The sequence below is a fragment of the Streptomyces sp. NRRL S-118 genome (assembly GCF_000716335.1).
GTDB lineage: Bacteria > Actinomycetota > Actinomycetes > Streptomycetales > Streptomycetaceae > Streptomyces.
In genome coordinates, this window is record NZ_KL591054.1 from 1 (window position 1) to 1,949 (window position 1,949).

2 protein-coding genes are annotated in these 1,949 nt (G+C 72.2%); both read right to left on the reverse strand.

Annotated features, from left to right (window positions below; genetic code table 11):
- Positions 1-433: 433 nt before the first annotated feature.
- Positions 434-1,108 (reverse strand): response regulator transcription factor, encoded by a 675-nt coding sequence (locus IH00_RS0136410; RefSeq protein WP_031080781.1) that lies wholly within the window; start codon positions 1,106-1,108, stop codon positions 434-436.
- A 281-nt stretch (positions 1,109-1,389) separates the two neighbouring features.
- Positions 1,390-1,949 (reverse strand): sensor histidine kinase (locus IH00_RS44925; RefSeq protein ID WP_039947881.1); only part of this gene is annotated, 560 nt, incomplete at its 5' end.

Here is a 1,949-nt window from a genome sequence, read left to right on the forward strand (position 1 = left end):
AGACGACGTACTTCCTTCTCGCCACCGCGCTGCGCCGTCGTGCCGCGCTGCTCCCCGACGACAGCCTCGTCGGCCTCGCCGGCGCCGCCGGCCCGCTCGGCCGGGCTACTGACCTGGCTGGTCACTGAACTGGACCTCCCTCGAGACAAGGGGCCTCCCCGCCGTCAGCGGGGGAACGCTCGGGAGACGGCCTGCCGACCGGTGCTCCCAAGGCCCACCCTACGTCGGTAAGGGTCGCCTTCCCTGGACCGCTCAAATGGTGGACGTGATCGTGGGACGTCCTTCTGCCCGGACTCATCATGCTTCGTCTCCCCCCGACTCCCGCGTGAATGACGCTCCCGGCTCGCCCGTTCGTCCCCGGGCCGCCACTGTCAAGCCTGCCGCAGGCGGTACCTCTTTTCAGGCGTTTTCGAGGCACGGAGCACCAGGCATGTCAGGTGTTCAGGTAGGTCAGCACCGCCAGTACCCGCCGGTGGTCCCCGTCACTGGGCGACAGTCCGAGCTTCAGGAAGATGTTGCTCACGTGCTTCTCCACCGCGCCGTCGCTCACCACGAGCTGCCGCGCGATCGCCGAGTTCGTCCGCCCTTCCGCCATCAGCTCGAGCACCTCCCTCTCGCGCGGGGTCAGACCCGCCAGGACGTCCTGCTTGCGGCTCCTCCCGAGCAGCTGCGCCACCACCTCGGGGTCCAGAGCCGTGCCGCCTCGGGCCACCCGGACCACCGCGTCCACGAACTCGCGGACCTCGGCGACCCGGTCCTTCAGCAGGTACCCCACCCCCCGGCTGGTGCCGGCCAGCAGCTCCGTGGCGTACCGCTCCTCCACGTACTGCGACAGCACCAGGACTCCGATGCCCGGGTGCTCCTTGCGCAGCCGGACGGCCGCCCGCACTCCCTCGTCGGTGTGCGTCGGCGGCATGCGCACGTCCGCGACCACCACATCCGGGAGGGCCCCCTGTGCCGCGAGATCGCCGATCGTCTTGATCAGCGCCTCACCGTCCCCCACGCCCGCGACGACGTCGTGCCCCCGGTCGGTCAGCAGCCGGGTCAGTCCTTCCCTCAGCAGTACGGAATCCTCGGCGATGACCACCCGGACCCTGTCCTCCGCCACGTTCACCACGTCCCCCACGCCCCCTCGAACCCCTGTGAATCGATCTGCTCGCCGCGATCACCGCGTCTGCTACAGCATCCCAGCATCCGGACCACCGTGGGCGGCCTGTGGACAACCGGTGCGTCGAAGCCGGCGGAGCGGCGGGGATCGCCGTCAGCGGCGCGAGCGGGGTGCACGGGTGGTGAGGCGTGAGGGGTGAGCAAGGTGAGCGGGGCGGCGTGGTTCCGCTCGGGTGAGGGAGGGGCTCGGCGAGCCCAGGCGGCCAGGGCGTCAGCCCGGCGTCAGGAGCGGCCGCGCCAGGGCAGCTCTGCGGTGATCGCCGTCGGCCCGCCGTCCGGCGAGCTCACGGCGAGGACGCCGTCCACCGCGTCCAGCCGTTCGGCCAGCCCCGCCAGACCGGTGCCCGCGTCGACCCGCGCGCCGCCCCGGCCGTTGTCCGTCACCTGGAGCATGAGCCGGTCCTCCACCCGCCACACGTCCACCCCGGCCCGGCTGGCGCCGGAATGCTTGGAGACGTTCTGCAGCAGCTCGGAGACCGTGAAGTAGGCGATGCCCTCGATCGCCGGCGCCGGGCGGGCCGGCAGATCCACGTCGACCGCCACCGGGACGGTGCAGCGGGAGGCCACCGCGGACAGGGCGGCGTCCAGGCCGCGGTCGGTCAGTACGGCGGGGTGGATGCCGCGTGCCAGGTCGCGCAGCTCCTGCAGCGCCGTCTTCACCTCGCCGTGCGCCTCCTCCACCATGCGGGCCGCGGCCTGCGGGTCCTCGGTCAGCTTCTCCTTGGCGAGGCCCAGGTCCATGGCGAGTGCCACGAGCCGTGCCTGGGCGCCGTCGTGCAGGT